Here is a 17,765-nt window from a genome sequence, read left to right as displayed (position 1 = left end):
ACTATTTCTATTTTAAAAAATCGATGTTTCTTTTTAAACCTGAAAACTTTGTCCGTTTTACTGCAGATTTTTGAAATACCTTCTTAAACGTATCTTCTGTTATCTCTTCCCAATCTTTTTTGGTCATGGATAACAATTCTGGATGTGGATTAAAAAGTGGTTCGTTATGTGGTTTTGAGAATCGGTTCCACGGACAAACATCTTGACATACATCGCAACCAAACATCCAATCATCAAATTGTCCTTTAAATTCTGTTGGAATATTTTCTTTTAATTCTATAGTGAAATAGGAAATACATTTACTTCCATCTACCACATAAGGTTCTGTTATTGCTTGTGTTGGACAGGCATCAATACATGCGGTACACGTACCGCAATGATCTGTTGTTGGTAAATCGTATTCTAGATCCAAATCAATAATAAGTTCTGCAATAAAATAAAAAGAGCCTGCTTGTTGGGTTAATAAATTACTGTGTTTCCCAATCCAACCTAGTCCACTTTTTGCAGCCCAAGCTTTATCTAAAACGGGAGCTGAATCTACAAAAGCTCTCCCTTCGACCTCTCCTATTTCTTCTTGAATAAAGTTTAAAAGTGATTTAAGTTTATCTTTTATTACAAAATGATAGTCTCTTCCATAAGCATATTTAGATAGTTTATAACTATTGGCCGTTTGCTCTTGGCTTGGGTAGTAGTTTAACAATAATGAAACAACACTTTTAGAACCTTTTACCAGTTTTGTTGGGTCTAAGCGTTTATCAAAATGGTTTTCCATGTATTGCATTTGCCCATGCATATTCTTGTTTAACCAATTTTCTAATCGAGGGGCTTCTTCTTCTAAAAAGCTAGCTTTACTAATACCGCATGATAAAAAACCGAGGCGTTTTGCTTCGGTTTTTATGAGGTTTGAATTGATAATAATACTCAATATAAGTAAAGTTTTTAAAAATTACTCAATATCTAATTTCAATGTTAATTTATAAAACTTTTCTTTTGTATTAGCTTTAAGCATAGCATACAATTTTTGACTTCCTACTCTATCTTTTATATTAAATGTCAAATCAATATAACCTTCGCCTCCAATTGCAACTGAATCTTTTGTATGTTCATAGCCTGTACATACACAATCAGGATTAATATATTCAATAAATAAAGGGGCTTCACCAATATTTTTAAAAGTATATCGCCCTTTTACTGTAGAGTCTCCTTTTGGAATTGTTCCTAAATTAATAATCTTAGTTTTAAATTTCATTTTTGCCAACTCAACTAATTCAGCAGCTTTATTTGAATCAATATTTTTTTCTTCTGATTTTATATCTTTTTTTATTACACTCCTTTTTTCCTGATTATTTTCGCCTTGCCAATTACACGAAAGAAAACATACTACTGTAACAAATATAAAAGCAATCAATTTCATAAAACCTTTATTAATTTAAATTTATTGTGAGTTGTACATCTTAAAACATTAAGAAAAAGAAATATCAAAACACAGAATGGTATAATTTAAGCTTATAAAAACTTATTTTTTCTTCCTCTTCCTCTATTGTCCCATTTGAATAGTAAAATCCATTTTTATAGTATTTAACTTCAAAACCTTTAGGCACTTCAGTATCAACTATTAATTTTTTATTTTTATATATCTGTAAACCATCATAAGCACTAGAAATACTCTTTCTATATGATCTAAAAACTAATAAATTCTGGTCATTACTCTCAAAAACTTTTATATCACTATAATAGCCTCGTTTAGGTCTATCGTTAAAAAATAATTCTCTAAACTTTTTTACATCATGTTTTTTTAATTCTTTATAATTTGTGTCCATATTTTCTCCTTCTACCCCAAAAGCATACTTTATGTTAAAATCATGATCATAAACATATATTAAAGAATCTATTTCATGGGCAATATAAAAAAATCCTTTAGAATCAATATCAAAATTGAAAGTAGAATGATGTGGCAAATATGAATAATTCAATAATTCAGGTGTTCTACGACCTAACAGTCTTAATATATTTATATCTGAATAATTTGACAAATCAAGTTCGGCAAGTATCCTTCCTTCTTTATAATATTTATATCCTCCCATAAGTCCATTAAAATTAGAATGTTCAGAATAAATAGGGAAATAGCATTTTTTATTAAAATTTTTAAATTTTAAATTACCAAAATCTGGTGAATATATAATGGGTTCTTTAGCAGATGGCCTTTTTATATTTCTAGCTTTGCCATACTTTTGACTTCCCTTCCAATTGATACGAGTTTCTTTTATTTTCTTCCAATTATTATCAAAAACAAAAACCCGGTTAGAAGCTTCATGAAATAAACTTTGTCCATTTGACAAAAAACTAAATCCGCTTATGCGTCCAATAAAAAGTTCATTAGGTCCTTTGCCGTGTCCAATTTTTTTATCAATCAAATTACCTTCATAATCAAATAAAAACACCCAACAGAATCTATAATCTACAAAAGCGATGTTGTCTTTTAAATACCCTATTTCTCCAATATATGAAGACGATTCTATATGATCTAATGCTATTTTTTCTATTTCTACAGCATATCCCAATTCTTTTTCAGTACTTACTGTAGTATTGAAAAAATCTTCAAAAGGCTTACTACTGTCACTATTACAAGATAATAGACAAAACAAAATACTTAATACAGTATAATAGTAAAACACTCCATTTTTAAACATAAAAACTTTAGGTTATTTATTATATTTTCGCTATTTCCTCCTACTAAATACATACTAAAAAAATGCAGAAATATAAATTTAATTCTCATTGAGACAAAATCAAATAACAATTCTTCTAAGACCAAAACTCGTCTTTTTAGCCTAGAAAACCTTAACTTAAATCACTTACAATTAGCATCACCATAAGAACACCAATAATTAGCATTGGATCCTGCAGCAACAGCACCACATGCATCTGCTCCGTTTGGCGTACAAACAGCATACCAAGTGCAATAGCAAGGTGTTGAATCCGATTCTTCAGCGTTTGCTATATTTATATGCATTACATTAAACAAAGAAACGTCAGAAAAATTACTTACTTCCGTATTTTTTATTCCGTAAATAACGGAAAGGGTAATCAAAACTAGAGCTACAATACTCTTCAATACTTTTTTCATAATATTTAATATTTAATATTTAAACAAAAATAGGGCTATTTTCTGCTTTAGCAAGCAATTTACATATTAATTGTTTTATTTTCTTTCACTTTGTCTTTGGTGCGAAAAAGATATTTAACATAGATTTTCTATAAGACTTGTCTTTAGAGTCACTTTTCTAAACGAGGGCTTCAGCTTTTAAAAAAGCTGCTTACTTATACCACATGATAAAAACCCGAGGCGTTTGGCTTCGGTTTTAATAAGGTTTGTATAGCTTGCTTTTAAATTCATTCTCTATTGGTCTTCGACTGTGCTCCTGGTATTATCACAACTTGCTTATGCTAAATTTTCTTTTTATATAATTATGCTGTAAATATAAATGAATTCTATGATGTCTCACTGAGCGCAGTCGAAGTGCTTTATTATTAAGTAGCACCTTAGAGCTTCGACTTTAGTTTATCTTGAGCGTAGCCGAAAGGCTCAGCCTGACATAATAGTATGCTTTAGGTTTTCAAAGTAAACCTCATCTTAATATCCACAGGTTTTAAAGTAATTAAAGGGTTTACTTTTATAGTATCATTGTCGGTAGACATACGGAATCTTTTTAATATTGCGCTCACAGCTAGAATCATTTCATACATTGCAAAATTATTCCCTATACATAATCTTGGTCCTGCTCCAAAAGGCATGTAATAAGGCATGATGCCTTTTCTGTTTTCTTCAAAAAAACGAGATGGTTTGAATACTTCTGGACTATCCCAATAGTTTTTATTTCTATGTAATTCGTAAATGGATGCTCCTATAATCGTGCCTTTTTTTAGTACATAGTCATTTATTTTATCATCTTCAATATTTACTCTATCTGTTATCCAAGCGGGAGGGTATAAGCGGAGGCTCTCCTCAATACAGCACTTTGTGTAATTAAGTTGAGAAATTTCTTGTAAAGGCGTTAAATTTTTAGCACTGGTTTTTTTAATCTCAGATTCAACCTTTGTTAACTCTTCTTTATTTTGAGCCAGCAATTTTAACGTAAATGTTAAAGCATTGGCTGTTGTTTCATGACCTGCCACAAATAGAATTAATATTTCATCAATTAATTGCTCATTTGTCATGGTTGTTCCATCTTCATATTTTGCTGAGAGTAACATATCTAGAAGGTCATCGTGTTCATCATCAGACTCACGTCTTTGATCAATAATCGTATTAATGATGCCTCGGCTTTCTTTTACCAGTTTCATATGGTATGCGATCTCACCTGATAGGGTATACCATAATTTCTTATACGGCATCCTTAGTTCTTTAACAATAAACAATTGTAGTTTTTCAATGATAAACTGCAACCTTTTTAAGGTTTCTTTTTCTGCTGAAAAATCAAACAATGATTTAGCAACGACTTCGAATGCTAATTCATTCATTATTGGGTATAAATCAACAAACCCTTCAGTATCAATTCTATTAACTTGTTCGTTAACAGCCTTATCTATAATCTCAACGAGGTTTTGAATTTTCTCTTTATGAAATGCTGGTTGAATTAATCGACGTTGTTTTAACCAATAATCTCCACTTGAAGTTAATAACCCATAACCAACATATTTTGATAAATAGGTGGTTTGAATTTTAGATTTATGATAAACTTTATGGTTTTTTTGTAGCATGTGCTTCGTAATAACAGCATCTCGTGTTAAAACTATATGCCCATAAAAAGGGGATTTTATTGCAAAAGTATCACCTACCTCATTAAACCATTTATTGTGAAATGGAATGGGGTTTTTTGCTATGGTAGATGATTTTATTAAGAATTTATAAAAAGGAACTCTATTAGGATACTTATATTTTGACATGGACAAATTATTAAAATAACGTCAGTTTCTATTTAACTTTTTCAGAAAAACAATGTTAAAATGATAATTATACCATTTCTCATATCGAGTAGATTCCTGCTTTCGCAGGAATGACAAAAACTACTAACTTGATCTCCCGTACCCAATAACATCACTTCTATACGTTAGTTAATTTTCTTTTTATATAGGTCTCGGAATTGACACTAACACTAAAACAACCCTCCTTGAATATCTCCTTTTATTCTACCTAAATGCTTATAAGCTTGCTCGGTAACTTCCCGTCCGCGAGGTGTTCGCATAATAAACCCTTGTTGAATTAAAAAGGGCTCATAAACTTCTTCTATAGTTTCTGGACTTTCACTAACCGCAGTTGCTATAGTTGTAATACCAACAGGCCCTCCTTTAAATTTATCTATGATAGTTGATAAAATTTTGTTGTCCATTTCATCCAATCCGTGCGCATCTACATTTAAAGCTTCTAATGCAAATTTCGCAATTTTAATATCGATGGTTCCATTTCCTTTTATCTGAGCAAAATCCCGGACACGGCGTAATAAGGCATTTGCTATTCTTGGAGTTCCTCTGCTTCGTCCTGCAATTTCTATAGCTGCTTCCATAGATATTGGCATATCTAAAATACTGGCACTCCTCTGTATGATGGTTGTTAATAAATCTGTTTTATAATATTGTAACCTGCTTTGAATACCAAAACGCGCACGCATCGGCGAGGTTAATAATCCTGATCGGGTTGTAGCACCAACCAACGTAAACGGATTTAAATTGATTTGCACTGATCGTGCATTAGGCCCAGACTCAATCATGATATCAATCTTGTAGTCTTCCATCGCAGAGTACAAATACTCTTCTACTATGGGGCTCAATCTATGAATTTCATCAATAAACAAGACATCACGTTCATCTAAATTAGTTAGCAAACCTGCTAAGTCTCCTGGTTTATCTAAAACGGGGCCTGATGTTACTTTGATACCAACATTTAATTCGTTCGCTAAAATATGTGCCAAAGTTGTTTTCCCCAGGCCTGGAGGTCCGTGAAACAAGGTATGGTCTAAAGCTTCAGTTCTTAAATTCGCTGCTTGAACAAAAATTTGAAGATTCTCTAAAACCTGATCCTGACCTGTAAAATCATCAAATGATAATGGTCTTAATTTTTTTTCTACATCTAATTCCTCTGGAGAGAAATTTTCGCTGGATGGGTCTAGGTTTTCGTTCATAGCAACTTCCTGTGAAGGCAGGAATCTTTTTATTACTTAAATAATTTATGCCAGAAATGGTATGACAAAAAATCTATTAAAGCAAATATAATCAAAAAGCCTTTCCGAATTAGAAAGGCTTAAGCAAATAATTTGGTTTAAAACAATAGATTTAGATCCCTATTTATGGTTTATTTCTTGATTATTCTCTTTACTAATGTTCCTCCCTCCGCTTTTATCCTTAAAAGATATATCCCAGGATTGATACTCGATAAATCAACTGTTTGATTCTCTAACTCAACATTTTCAACAAACTTTCCTAAAACATCGAATAATGTCACCTGTTCTACTTCTACATTATTTGTTTCGATATACAAGTTATTTTCTATCGGATTTGGATATAAGCTTATCGAGTCCTTTAATGGTCTATCCTCAAGGCTCAAAGTAGCGGTAGTAAACGTCTTTACGGTACCGTAAGTTGTTCCGGAACTATTGATGGCATAAGATCTGTATGAATATCCCGAATTGTCGCTCAGTCCCATAACAGATTGGCTATATGCTCCCGCTCCAACTCCTATCTGTAATTTTGTGGTATTGGCATCTCCAATTTCAGGATCATTATCGTCTGCTGTCAGGGCGTAAACGATGCCCCGGTCCGTTACACTGGTACTTCCCTCGTCCGTGACATTGCCTCCCAAGATTGCCGATGTTGTCATTATGTTACTGGCATCGTCCGTAAGAACTGTTACTGTAATATCATCATTATTAATAGTTACTGTAGCGCCATCTGTGATGTCTACCGACAAGGCTGTAGCTGCCAGGTTGGACTGGGCTATTGTGACCGTTTCATTGGCCTCCAGTTTTGTATCTCCGGTAGGGGTCACGGTAAACGTTTGTGTCTCGCCGGCATTACCTGTAAAGGTCAAGGTCTGACCTGTCACTGCCGTATAATCACTGTCCCCAGTGGTAGCGGTTCCATCGCTCGTACTTACGTCTACTGTAAAACCGCCCTGTACGGCATTGTCCAAGGTTGCCGTTACCGTGATAGCCCCATCGTTCTCGTTCCCGCTTACATCGGCTATGGTGACTGCGGCTGCATCGTCATTGTTTACCGTTACTGTTGCTCCATCGGTGATGTCCACCGACAAGGCTGTAGCTGCTAGGTTGGACTGGGCTATTGTGACCGTTTCATTGGCCTCCAGTTTTGTATCTCCGGTAGGGGTCACGGTAAACGTTTGTGTCTCGCCGGCATTACCTGTAAAGGTCAAGGTCTGACCTGTCACTGCCGTATAATCACTGCCCCCCGTGGTAGCGGTTCCATCGCTCGTACTTACGTCTACTGTAAAACCGCCCTGTACGGCATTGTCCAAGATTGCCATTATCGTGATGGCCCCATCGTTTTCATTCCCGCTTACATCGGCTATGGTGACTGCGGCACTATCGTCGTTATTAATAGTGTAAGTATGTATCAGATTCGTCCCTAAAGTTGCATTCGTTGGACTCGAAATAGTTACTATAACTGTTTCGTTAGCTTCCAAAATAGCATCAGATACTATACTGGCTATGGTTATATCATTATTACTATCTCCTGCTGTAATGGTTAATGAGCCATCTGCTAAAGTATAATCTGTACCACTTCCTGTTGCTGTTCCTGTTACAGCATAATTTACAGACACATTACTTCCGCTTATAGTATTTAATGAAATTTCTAAATTTACACTGTTAACACTTTCAGCTCCTGAAGAACTAGTAGATGTAAAAGCTACCGTTGGATTTGATGTTGTAAATGTTTCTACTGTCCCTTCTGTCGTTCCTTCACTATTTATGGCGTATGCAGAAAAGCTATAGTTACTGGAGGCGAGTAAACTCGAAATGGCTTGATTATAACTTCCTGTTGTACCAGAAACGATTACTTTAGTTACGTTGGCACCTCCAGATTCTGCCACTGTTGGCGTGGGATCTGTAGAAGTTAATGCATATACAAAGCCTCTTTCTGTTATAGCTGCACCTCCATCTGAGGTTACATCACCATTAAGTGTGGCACTGTTCGACAAAACTAAGGTACTTGCTAGAGTCGTTACAGTAGGGAGCGATAAACTTGATGGTATTGAGTACACTATATCATCAATAAAAACATTTAAATCGACTGCTTCAATCCATAATTCGTCTATATCCTGAAAATCGGTATTACTAGATAATACCTGATTCCCGTCAAAAGTAATATTAACAGTTGCCCCTACCTGAGCACCATCTTTATAAGCCTTTAAAGTCCCCGAAGTACTAGCTCCAACACCAGAATCTTGAATATAAATACTTGAAATAGCAAATTCATCTCCTCCGTGACGCTTAATAGTCCATTTGGTTACTCCACCAATATCGACATTGTCATCATAAAGCGCTCCAGTACCTCCAGATCCTGAGGTTTCTCTAAAAGAAACAAAATCGTTGGTTGCTAATGAATTTATTGAAAAACTTAGCGGTCCTAATGAAACTGTTTTTCCAAGTTTTCTATTATTAGTTATTCCTGTATTATTAAAATTAATTGTTGCAGTACCTGTAGGCACAGCACCTTCTACTACATTGCTAATAGTTATTCCTTTTAAGGTAAATGCGTCTGGTTGGTCTGTTAGAGGGCTCACAGTAAATTCAATTTCCGAAACTCCAGTAACGGGCAAGGTATTATTGTTGTCAAAAAAAGTGCCTATTGAAACACCTGAATTATTTTCAGACAGCGATTTATTTGCACTTAATGTCATTGTTCTAATTGTACTCCCTACAGCATTTTTAAAAACTATCTGAGTATTTGTTGTATAAGTAGATGGCCCATTTGTTGGTGACAGATAGTTAAAAATGGTTAAATCATTCACATCGAAAGATATGGCATTTACTCCATCTGCTTTAATAGTAAATACCGCGGTTGCCCCAGGAGTTGTATTTGTGGAAAATAATTCTGCACCTACTACACTACCAGTAACATTAGTTGCTTGGTTGCTAGCTTCTAATATTGATGTTGTAGAAATTGATTTAAATCCAATGCTACCAGAGTCATTTGTTCCAAGTCCTCCAAACCTATAAAAATCTTGGGAAATCATTTGAAAACATGTCATAATTAGTAAAAGACAAAAAAGGTTTTTGATCTTTTTTTGTTTCAGTTCATAATTTGAATGAAATACTAAAATAATTTTTTTCATGATATTTAAACTGTAAAGGTTATCAGTCTGTCGACTTGTAATATTTTTCAATATTTATTTATACGAATATAAAACAAAAATGTCTGAAAAATAACATTTAATCGTATTTTTTGTACTTTTCATCGATATTTCATACTAAATCGATCAATTTTGGCACAAAAAAGCCTTTCCGAATTGGAAAGGCTTAAGCAAATAATCTGGTTAAAATTATGGCTAGTTATAAATGGTTGGTTGGCTATACCAATTTGAGTATAAAATATCACATGTCGACTCGTTCTTTTTAAATCTAAATACCTTGTTCATAAATTCCGTAACAATGCTATGCAATATAATCACAGCGTTTTTAGATTTTAAAATAACATCGGCTTTAATATGACATTCTATACTCAAATTGGTATTAATTTATAATAGTAAATTCACAGCGCCTGTTAATATCGTATTCTTCATCACTACAAATACCTTCTTTAACACATTCGTTAAGTGGTTGCATTTCTCCATAACCAATACTTTTTAGTCGGTTTCTGTCAATGCCTTGGCTTACTAAATATTCTAAAGTAGATGCTGCCCGACTTTTAGATAAATTTAAGTTGTATTGATCTGATCCTCGTGCATCTGTGTGCGCAGATACTTCAATGGCCATATCCGGATACTTGTTTAGTAAATCAACAAGCACATTTAAAGTTACTGCGGCATCTTCTCGAATGTTAGATTTATCGAAATCGAAATAGATTTTATCTAACTGAATTTGAACATCACCTCTTTCGTTTTCCTTAACACGTTCTTCTGCAGAGGCATACGACTCTAAAGTTAAATAGATATTATGGTATATTTTACCTTTACCATCTGTTGAGAATTCAACATCTTGAGGAATGTATGCTTTTCGTGTTCCTCGAACTTTATATTTTTTATTAGGTTCTATCTTAAATAGGTAATCTGCTTTTTCGCCTATAATAGTATCCTGAATTACTGTACCTGTTTCATCAAATAATGTTACTAAAGAACCTACTAATAATTCTTTACTATTTTTATCTTGTACAATACCTTCTACTAAATACTTGGTTAAAATGTTTTCTTCTCTCGCAAAACCATACAGTCTATCATAACCACTTCTATTTGAAGACACATATCCTTTATTATTCTTTTCTCTTACAGTATATGCAAAATCGTCTAAACTGCTATTTATTGAGCCTCCTAAGTTTACAGGTTTATCAAAACTACCATTTAGAATGTTACTCCTAAGCACATCTAAACTGCCATATCCCTGATGCCCATCTGATGAAAAGTATAATACATCAAGATCACTTATGTAAGGAAATTGTTCGCGATGTTTTGTATTTACTTTATCGCCTAAGTTTTCTGGCTCCCCATAAGTACCATCATCATTTATAGCTACTTTGTAGATATCGAATCCTCCAATAGTCCCTGGCATATCGCTAGCAAAATAAAGTGTTTTTCCATCTTTACTTAAGCTAGGATGCTCTGTACTATATTTATTTGAATTGAATGGTAATTCTGTAACATTGGTCCAGATACTATCCACCAACTCCGCTTTAAAAATTTTAATATGAGCAATACGCTCGGTATCTGTTTTTGTACGCGTTTTATTGGTTCTATTAAAATACATGGTTTTAGCATCGCTACTAAATGTCGCACTACTTTCATGAGAATCTGTATTTATCTCATCTGAAAAAGGTGTAATATCTTCTAAAGTCCCATTATCAGTCATGGTTGCTTTATACAAATCTAAATACGGTAAATTATTCCATGAGTAAGCTGGGTTTTTACTATTTCTTGATGAAGCAAAAGCTACTTTATTGTCTCCATAGAATGATAAACCGAAGTCACTGGTTGAATTAGCGCTTTCTAATTGTTTTAGTTTAAATATATGCGGAGTCTTTTTATCTAAAGCGTCCATAAAAGCAGGCGTATTTATTCTTTTATTGAAATATCTGCTTAAATGAAAATCGGCTTCTTTATAACTTTTAGCACCTTTTAAAGCTTGTGCGTATCTAAAATGTAATTCAATGTCTATAGAGTCTCCATAAGTTACAAATAACTCCCGATAGGTTTTTATTGCTTTTTGCAAATTAGCATTATAATAATAACTATCTGCCAAATTTTGAAGCACTTCTTGAGTACGCTCTTTCTTTTCATAAATCTCAGCCGCTTCAACATAGGCTCTCATTTCAAAAAGCTTATTGGCTCTTTTTAAATTTCCTTTTTGCGCTAATGCTATTCCACTAACTAATAAAAGGCTTGCAAATATGTATATATGTTTTTTCATAATTGTCATCATTTTTGGTTAGAAGAATCTAGGTGAACGATCGTATCCTCCTTTAAGTCCGAATAAATCAATATCAAATAAAATAAATATTTCATGAGATCCTGAATTGAAATCACCTAAGGTCGTGGTTGTAAAGTCGTAAGCGTACCCAATTTTTAATTCTGGTGTTATTCTAAAACTTGCTAACCCACTTATAGCATCATCTAATCGATATCCTAACCCTACTTCTAACCTGTCATTAAATAACACATTAGCTGTGATGTCTAAAGCCAAAGGAGCACCTCTAACTGATTTTGCCATAAATGCAGGCTTAAACTTTAAATCTCTGTTAATATCAAAAACATAACCTCCTGTTAAAAAATAGTGAATATCTTGAACACCTGTAGATTTCACACCGCCTTCTGTTTCTAAGTGCTTTGTTGTTAACAGGTTTGGAGCGGATAAGCCAATATAATAGTTATTGGTAAAATAAAATGCTCCAATACCTAAATTAGGAAATGTTTTACTGATATTTTCATTAAACGCGACATCCGTTGTCGTATTACCTGATTGTAAATTGAAGCCATCAAAATTAACATCAAATAATGTAAACCCTGCTTTAATACCAAGCGATAATTTTGCTTGAAATCCTACTGGTAATATATAAGCGAAATCTGCATAAATATTATTTTCACTTACAACATCACCTATATTATCATTCGTAAACGAAATACCCATTTCAATTTTCTCATTAATAGGTGTGTGAGCGAAAAAAGTTCCTGTTTTTGGAGCGCCTTCTACGCCAACCCATTGTGTTCTATATAAGCCTCCTAAATTTAGAATCGCATCTTCTGCTGTTGCATAGGCTGGATTAATAACACTCATATTATACATATACTGTGTAAATTGTGGGTCTTGTTGCGCAAAACTTTGAAATGACAAGAGCGTCAAACTTAACAAAGCAGCTATTTTATGATATATATTTAAATTTTTCATTGTTTCTTAAATTTTGCTTTATCTATATATTATCTGCTTAAGTATAAGCGTCCTTGTTCTGGTTTATTTTCTCCATCATTGAAATTGAAAATATAATAATAGACTCCTACTGGTAAATCTCCACTACCTATTGTTCTGGATTGATTAGATATACCATCAAATCTTGGTGTATTAGCATTTCCTTTATATACAATATTTCCGTAGCGATTAAATATCTCTATTACAAAATTGGGATATAGAATATGTAAATTATCAAAATCATATGTATCGTTAGTTCCGTCTCCATTTGGTGAGAATCCGTCCGGAAGTATCAATTTACCACAAGACGTTAAATCTGTAGTAATTGCTAAACGAACACTACTTTCACAACCTGTAGTACCATCTACTAAAGCGGCATAATAAGTAACATTGTGATTTAAAGTTGAGCTGTCCGAAATAACAGAACCATTTGATGCAGCATCATACCAAACTATATTGCTTGTTGATGCGTTATATTCTGTAATATTTAATGACAGATCATTAATTATTGGACCATCATTGATACAATATTCTGCAGCTAGATTATCTAATGTTGGCGTTGGCGTATCATTAACAATAACATCAACTTGAACATTTGTTGAAGACTCACAACCAGAGGCATTTGTTTGAGTTGCATAATAATCTTCCCCATCTACCAATGTATCTGTGGCATTAAGTTGTGTTGTCAAAGCAGCATCTTCATACCAGGTAATGGTTCCTGTTGCCGTTAAAGCTGCATCTAAATCTGCGACTGTTGGATTGTCAATCAAACAAAATTCCATAGTTGCATTATTCACAATTGGTGGTGAACTATCACTAACAGTTACTGTTATATCTGCGGTAGCATCTATTGCACAAGGTGAGTTTGCTGTTACTGTATATCTATAAACACCAGCAGTATCGACTAAAGGGTCAAAAACTCCCGTACCACTAGCTAATGCTGGTGACCATGTTCCTAATGTATCTGCGCCTCCTAAAAAGGTAAATAAATCTGTCGGACCATCTATCACACAAATTAATGCTGGATTACTAGTTCCTGCATTTGGTGCTTGTGTAACTGTTACAATAACTTCGCTTCTTGTAACTCCACATGCGTTTGTATGTGTGTAAGTATAAATATCTCCTGCATCAACCGTTGGATCGAAAACACCTGTTCCACTTGTTAATGCTGGTGACCATGTTCCTCCCGGGTCTGCAGCTCCTAAAAGCGTAAATAAATCTGTTGTTGCATCTGTACTACAAGCATCTAAAGTATTATCTGTTCCTGCACTCAAAGGTTCATCTATAGTAACCGTTATAGTTGTACTATCATCTACACATGGTGCAGAAGCAGTTATATAATATGTAAATTGATAATTATTAGCACTAAACCCTGTTACATCATAAGTTGTTGGAGTTGATACTACTGCTCCTGTATTGTCTGGACCTTCATACCAAGTTCCTCCGTTATCCTGCGAACCATCTAAACCATCAAAAAGGTTTATTGTAGTATTATTACATTCAGAAATTCCGGGGTTAACAGAAACTCCCGCATTTGGAGATTGATAAATTCTAGCTATTACTTCTGTTCTCACGGAAGATTCACATCCAGTTGTTCCATCTGTTTGTGTGGCAAAGTAGTTTTCTCCATCTATTAGAGTTACTGTTCCAGCTAATGGCGTTCCTCCTGTTGCATCATCGTACCATTGTATAGTAGTTCCTGTTAAAACTGTTAAATCTCCAACGGTTGCTGTATCACAAAATTCCTGAGTTGCGTTTGCTGTTGGTGCTGATGAATCGTTAATAGTAATAGTTACCATTGGCATTTCTGGTGCATCACAACCATCTATGGCTGTTACATCGAATGTAAAACTATATGTTGTTCCCGGTAGTAGATTATCTAAACGCACAGTACTTCCCGTTAATTGATTGGAAGGCGTATCGTCAATCCAAACTCCCGGATCTGCATCCACACTTAAATAGTCTAATAAATCCAACGTTTGCCCCGGTGTAATATCCGCTACACAAAAGGCATTCGGGTTAGTCGTTGTTCCTGCATTCGGTGCATCTTCTATCGTTATGCTCGTTGTTGTATTATTGGTACATCCATTTATATCTGTAATACTATAAGTATAATTGTATACTTGAATATTGGTAAGTGTATTTAAATCCAAAATGTTAGTGATCGCCGTTCCTGTCGTGTCTGTACCTAAATACCATTGCCCTCCTGCATCTACTGTTCCTGTTAAAAGCGTAAATAAATTAAAAGAGGTATTATTTAACGCAGGATTATTTTCACAATAAGTTGCTGGGTCAGCTGTTCCCGTATTGGGCTGTGCATTAATTGTAATTAAAACAGTTGGCATTTCAGGTGCATCACAGCCATCTATGGCTGTTACATCGAATGTAAAACTATATGTTGTTCCCGGTAGTAGATTATCTAAACGCACAGTACTTCCCGTTAATTGATTGGAAGGCGTATCGTCTATCCAAATTCCCGGATCTGCATCCACACTTAAATAGTCTAATAAATCCAACGTTTGCCCCGATGTAATATCCGCTACACAAAAGGCATTCGGGTTAGTCGTTGTTCCTGCATTCGGTGCATCTTCTATCGTTATACTTGTTGTTGTACTATTTATACATCCGTTTATATCTGTAATACTATAAGTATAATCATATACCTGTATATTTGTTAGTGTATTTAAATCTAGGACATTGGAAATCATTGTGCCTGCAGAGTCTGTACCTAAGTACCATTGCCCTCCCGCATCTACTGTTCCAGTTAAAAGCGTAAATAAATCAAAAGCTGTGTTATTTAATGCGAGATCATTTTCACAATAAATTGCTGGATCTGCTGCTCCTGTATCTGGTTGTGCATTAATTGTTATTAAAACAGTTGGCATTTCAGGTGTATCGCAACCAGGGAATGCAGTTACATCGAATGTAAAACTATATGTTGTTCCTGGTAGCAGACCATCTAACGTTACAATGCTTCCTGATAATCGATTTGAAGGCGTATCATCACTCCAAACCCCTGGATCTGCATCGACGCTTAAATAATCTGATAGGTCTAATGTCTGCCCCGGTGTGATATCTGATAAACAAAAGGCATTTGGATTTGTAGTTGTCCCTGCATTGGGCGCATCTTCTATTGTTATACTTATCGTTTCTGTATCAGAACAAGTTCCATTATCAATTGTATAATTAAAAGTATATGGACTTCCTCCTACAGTAAAACTCGTAATATCTAAATTTAAAGGATCCGATATTGTTGCGTTGGTAGCATCTGTCCAAATTCCTAAATTATTATCTTGAGATCCATCTAAGGCATTAAACAGATTATAATTTGCTATCAATGCATTTTCACAAAATGTATCGTTTGTAGCAGTTCCGGCATTAGGATCTGCCAATACTACAATTTGAATCGTTGTAGAATCTTCCGGACAAGGCGTTGTAGTATTCTGTGAGTATGTAAAATTATATGGGCTACTTGCAGGAGTAAAAGCTCCAGTGGTTAAATCTATGGATGATGGAACAACCGTACCTGAGCTGGAAAGTCCTTCTGTCCATACACCTCCGAGGTCTGCATCAGTATCTAACAACGTCATTAAGTCAAAATTTGAAGGTAGGCCGGACACACAAAATGTTCGGTTTGCTCCTGATGGCGTTCCTGAGGATAATATAGGCGAAATTATAATTGTTACGGTTGAAATTCCATCTGGACAAGCACCACCACCAGAGATTGTATAAGTAAAAACATATGTCCCTGCAATTAAAGTTGAGATATTTACTGTTCCTAAGTGTCCATTTGTTATTGCTAAGGACGAATTAGTAGTCCAATTACCTCCTGTTTGTGGAAACCCTCCTAATTCATCAAATAGATTAAAATCTGCAGCTGGAATATTATCTTCACAATATCGTAAAGTATCTGATGATCCTGCATCTACCGGAACATCTACATTTACGGTTACTGCCACCGCGTTACTTGTACAAGAACCATCATCTATTTGAATATAATATATACCACTTGTTAATGGGTCTGATGATGATAATTTTGATGCTTCTATTGGATTATCAAAAGCATCAAGGCTTGAATACCAATTAAAATTAGTAGCCGGAGTACCCGTTTGTAAACTACCCACTGTAGGTGTAGGGATTGCATTGGCACAAAACGCCTGTATAAGATCAGGCATTGGGTCTTGCGGTGAAGCGAACACACCTACTCTGGAAGTCTCAAATTGACTTTTACAAACCCCACCGGCAGCTACGAATACTATAGCCAAATTTGTTAGGCCATTAGGGAATAAGGTAGCTGGAGCTACTTGGTTAACAAGATCAAAGCTATAATAAATTTCAACACTACCCCCTGGCGGAATACCCGATTGTAAAACATTATCTATGTAATCTTGAAAATCTATATTTTCATTACTACAATAATTAGCATCTAAATTCTGTCCTGTTGGATCTACTGTAAAGTCTATAAATATGGATTCTCTGAAACCACAGGTACCAGAGTCATCATCAGCATAATAGGTTCCTTGTGAAACAAACTCTCCCGGATTAAAAGCAGTTCCTCCTGTTGGGACAGCATACCAACGTATGCCATTACCTCCATCTGTTGCATAAGTATTCAAATCATTAAAAGTAAATCCAGATGCATCACAAATAGCTGGCGGAGTTGGATCTGCTATCGTAGGACATTGTGCAGAAACCGACAATGAAGCACATAATAACAGTAAAATATAGAATGTATTTAAGAACACATTTCTAAATAGTAGTGTTGTTTTCATAATTGAAAATTTAGATTCATATCTAGTTAGTTCAGAATAAGACGTGTAAAATTCACCAAATATTTTACAGGAAAGTTTTTCACAAATTTATTCAGCGTGCAATTTAACGGATATTTTTGTATTTCATCGACTTTTTGTGAATTATTTTACATTTCGTCGATAAAATCTGCGTATTGGCGGTGTTTCAAGCTTTTTATACTTGTTTTTAAGAGGTAAATAGTCACTTACAAAATACATGTGTAATAAAAACCCTACTTGAAACAAAAAGAAAAGAAGATAAAATACTAAAAGCCAAAGCCTTTCTAATTTAGAAAGGCTTTGGCTTTTATAATAAAGAATTTCGGGTTTTGACCTTTTTGATCAAAAC

Annotated in this window: 10 protein-coding genes; all 10 read right to left on the bottom strand. The window is 34.4% G+C overall.

Going from position 1 to position 17,765, the window contains the following annotated elements; translation table 11 throughout:
- Positions 1 to 7: 7 nt before the first annotated feature.
- Positions 8 to 925: a tRNA epoxyqueuosine(34) reductase QueG gene (gene queG, locus Q4Q47_RS10975; RefSeq protein ID WP_303306702.1), complete on the bottom strand. Its 918-nt coding sequence runs from the start codon at positions 923 to 925 to the stop codon at positions 8 to 10.
- Between the two features lie 21 nt (positions 926 to 946).
- Positions 947 to 1,414, bottom strand: coding sequence for a DUF1573 domain-containing protein (locus Q4Q47_RS10970; RefSeq protein WP_303306701.1), 468 nt, complete (start codon positions 1,412 to 1,414; stop codon positions 947 to 949).
- A gap of 64 nt (positions 1,415 to 1,478) precedes the next feature.
- Complete coding sequence (locus Q4Q47_RS10965; protein ID WP_303306700.1) at positions 1,479 to 2,690, bottom strand: hypothetical protein; 1,212 nt, start codon at positions 2,688 to 2,690, stop codon at positions 1,479 to 1,481.
- 161 nt (positions 2,691 to 2,851) lie between these two features.
- Complete coding sequence (locus Q4Q47_RS10960) at positions 2,852 to 3,127, bottom strand: hypothetical protein (protein WP_303306699.1); 276 nt, start codon at positions 3,125 to 3,127, stop codon at positions 2,852 to 2,854.
- Between the two features lie 482 nt (positions 3,128 to 3,609).
- Positions 3,610 to 4,947: a cytochrome P450 gene (locus tag Q4Q47_RS10955; protein ID WP_303306698.1), complete on the bottom strand. Its 1,338-nt coding sequence runs from the start codon at positions 4,945 to 4,947 to the stop codon at positions 3,610 to 3,612.
- A 209-nt stretch (positions 4,948 to 5,156) separates the two neighbouring features.
- The gene (ruvB, locus tag Q4Q47_RS10950) at positions 5,157 to 6,179 is read right to left on the bottom strand and encodes a Holliday junction branch migration DNA helicase RuvB (protein ID WP_303306697.1); all 1,023 of its coding nucleotides are present in this window, start codon (positions 6,177 to 6,179) and stop codon (positions 5,157 to 5,159) included.
- A gap of 170 nt (positions 6,180 to 6,349) precedes the next feature.
- On the bottom strand, positions 6,350 to 9,250 hold the full coding sequence (locus Q4Q47_RS10945; RefSeq protein WP_303306696.1) for a Calx-beta domain-containing protein: 2,901 nt from the start codon (positions 9,248 to 9,250) through the stop codon (positions 6,350 to 6,352).
- 496 nt (positions 9,251 to 9,746) lie between these two features.
- A complete protein-coding gene (locus Q4Q47_RS10940; RefSeq protein ID WP_303306695.1) occupies positions 9,747 to 11,633 on the bottom strand; it encodes an OmpA family protein in 1,887 nt (628 codons plus the stop codon).
- 18 nt (positions 11,634 to 11,651) lie between these two features.
- Entirely contained in the window at positions 11,652 to 12,608 is a 957-nt protein-coding gene (locus Q4Q47_RS10935) for a PorP/SprF family type IX secretion system membrane protein (RefSeq protein WP_303306694.1), read from the bottom strand.
- A 29-nt stretch (positions 12,609 to 12,637) separates the two neighbouring features.
- On the bottom strand, positions 12,638 to 17,398 hold the full coding sequence (locus Q4Q47_RS10930) for a gliding motility-associated C-terminal domain-containing protein (protein WP_303306693.1): 4,761 nt from the start codon (positions 17,396 to 17,398) through the stop codon (positions 12,638 to 12,640).
- Between the last annotated feature and the right edge of the window lie 367 nt (positions 17,399 to 17,765).

It is taken from the genome of Flavivirga spongiicola (assembly GCF_030540825.1).
Lineage (GTDB): Bacteria > Bacteroidota > Bacteroidia > Flavobacteriales > Flavobacteriaceae > Flavivirga > Flavivirga spongiicola.
This window is presented reverse-complemented; position numbering and strand designations above follow the sequence as displayed.